Below are 2,783 nucleotides of genomic sequence, written 5' to 3'. Positions count from 1 at the left end.
GATTTCGCCTACTTTTTGGGGAGTAGTCGCAAGGGGGCTTATGGGGAAGCGGTAAACTGCGAATTGTTCTCCAGCTTGGCTAGGATTGATATCCGCATCTCCAACGGTATAGCCGTAAAGAACCATGAGAATTTTCTCCTTATTGAAACCTGTTAAACTTTTGGGAATGTTCCAAATATGCAGTATTGCAAATGTGCAAATTGCTATCTGACTATGTTGGCGGTACAAATCTCAAAACTACATCTAGTTACATTTAAAGACATCTTTTGGAAACTGATTATTTCCAAGTCGGATTAAATGAACAGAGAATTAAGCATCTTTGATTTGCCCATTAAAAATCAGATTTTAAGGTTAATAACTGTATTTGGAGTTATCTTAATAAGACTATATTTTACTAATATTAAGAAATGTTTTTTCAATTGTTAAGGTTTAATAACATTTGGGTTAAAGCTTAATATTTACTGAGTGTTTTCACTCGCTGAGATGATTCTTCTATCATTTCAATAAAAGAAGCATCACTCGACTTTTTTAATAGCAAGTAGTTTGGCAAATAAAACTTTTTTTATCTTTACTTCCGTTCTTCAACTCTTGTAAAAGTAGTTTTTAGAAGAGTTGAAGAAAGAGTATCCTAACGACTGTTATTCATTAACAATTGTAAAGCCTTCATAATCAATGGCTCCACTCACAGCATTTGGTAAATTAACATTACCAAGCAAGGTGGCAGTTGCAAAACCAGCACCATTAGCACCACCAGCACTACCTAAACCTAGACCTGATGCAGCAAGTTCATCTTGGTAGCCTGTGATCTCATAGATAGCGCCACTTTCCAGCCAACCGATCAATCTTTGAGAACCGAAGTTAGTAAATGACAACCCAGAATCTCCGTTTACATTCAGAGCTTGCCCTGAAGGAGTTCTCAAAGCAATCGGCGCAGATAGCTGACCAGTGAGCAAATCAACTTTGTAAAGTTGCGCTCCATCTCCATCACGAGTACTGAAATCGCTAGCAAGAGCGCGAGTATTACCAGGATTGAGATTGTCGATAGCTAATCCATCGGCATATTGAGAGTTGGTAGGTTGAGTTCCTTGTCTTTGTGCAGCAGTAGTAGCTGGGCCAAAGGTGTCTACAAGGCTAATAGTTCCAGGGTTAGCTGTGGTAATTCTATAAAGAGAGCTTCCTATTGGCACTCCATTCTCGGTAGTTGGATTCCCTGAAATGTTGTATAGAGCACTACGATTAAAATCAGCACCTGACTCGAATCCAAAACGACGGTCAGATCCTGTACGGGTTGGTGAGACCGTGGCTGGAGCAAAAGGCACATCTACATTATTAACGACAATAACAGCTGGATCAATTGCTGTTGTAGTACCGCTAACCCGTGCTTCGTTAACTGCACTTACCCTTCCGGTGGTGGGGTTAGTTGCCAAACCTTCTAGGTCTATGCGTGGGGCAGCAGTACTTGTAATATTGACTGTACCTACTTGTGTAGGAGTAATAGAACCTGTAGGCGCAGAAGGGATCAAAAAGCGGTAAACGGGAAGTTGATTTCCACTAGCGCTCTGGTTACTATCTTCTCCAATGGTATAGCCGTAAAGAACCATGAGAATTTTCTCCTTGTTAAAACCTGTTAAACTTTTGGGAACATTCCAAATACCCAGCATTCCAAATGTGCAAATTGCTATGTGACTAAAAGTCTTTAACGACAAAAACAAAGCTAACCTTTGCAGGCTAAAAGTTAAAACTAGTCTGTATTATTTTAACTTTGCTTATATAGCCTATAAGCTTGCCAAATTGAAACACTACTAAACCTTTGACTCTAAACAGGTTAGAACAACTTAACTCAATACTGTTATAGTTACTATTTGCTCAACGAATAAAGAGAAAAGAGTGTTTGATTTGCCGATTTAAAGTCAAAGTTTAAAGTTAAAAACTGTATTTGGAATTATCTTAGTAAGACTATATTTGAGTAATGTTAAGATTTCGTAATATTTTGGTTAAATTTTAATGTTACTAATTCATTTTACTTACTGGTGCAAGCATAACTCGACTGTTTTAATAGTTATTAAACGATTTAATCTTCGCAGGCGATCGCTATTGGTCTTAAGACTTACCCATTAGCAGTAAATGTTAAACATAGATATTTTAAAAATACATCTATCTTAGGAATAATTTATTAATCACCCCTAGAGTACGGGTGTATTTACCATCAAGAAATGACTAATAAAAGCCTGGAAAAACCTATTTTAGAAATGGTTACTATGATTAATTTCTACAGTGCGTAACTCTTAGTCCTATTAATTTGAAAGTACCTTTACCAAAAAGATTAAAGGGCAAAGGTAAAAAGAAAATCTCATCTTTTTTCCTTTGCCCTTTAACCGATTCTGCAAGAACTCTGGCGTATTTATCCGGGAGCTATAGAAATTGGTGCTTAATATTTTACTGGCGATGCCTACGGCGGCAAGCTACGCAATCCGATTCATTTTTGTAATGTTTTATTTGTGGGGAACCTTTGCACCTTGATACTTCTGATTCTAATCTATGGGCCACAGTGGAACAAGGCTACCTTAAAGCAGCTCTCAAGGAAGAATTGGATGAGTTTAACGGCAGTAGCTATTTTACCCTGAGCATTAGCCTCTGGCTTTATTTTCCAGGTTGCACAGTTATTTTTGCCCTGCTGCATTAGTATGTCAAAATAAAAATACCCGATACATCAAGGTGAGCGATCGCTCCAAAAGCTAGATTAAAGGATTGACCTGAGCAATGGCAGACCCAACCAATCACAA

At 37.8% G+C, this 2,783-nt stretch carries 1 protein-coding gene and 1 pseudogene; one reads left to right on the top strand and one right to left on the bottom strand.

Annotated elements, in window-relative coordinates; genetic code table 11:
* Nucleotides 1-638 precede the first annotated feature (638 nt).
* A complete protein-coding gene (locus VE944_RS29615; protein WP_324985951.1) occupies nucleotides 639-1,601 on the bottom strand; it encodes a water stress protein WSP1 in 963 nt (320 codons plus the stop codon).
* An 864-nt stretch (nucleotides 1,602-2,465) separates the two neighbouring features.
* Between VE944_RS29615 and VE944_RS29610 the strand changes: the two are divergent.
* Nucleotides 2,466-2,621 (top strand): annotated as a pseudogene (locus VE944_RS29610) (EamA family transporter); the annotation flags it as partial.
* Nucleotides 2,622-2,783 lie beyond the last annotated feature (162 nt).

Origin of the sequence: Nostoc sp. (assembly GCF_035638895.1) — a bacterium.
In the GTDB taxonomy this organism is placed as follows: domain Bacteria; phylum Cyanobacteriota; class Cyanobacteriia; order Cyanobacteriales; family Nostocaceae; genus Nostoc.
This window is presented reverse-complemented; position numbering and strand designations above follow the sequence as displayed.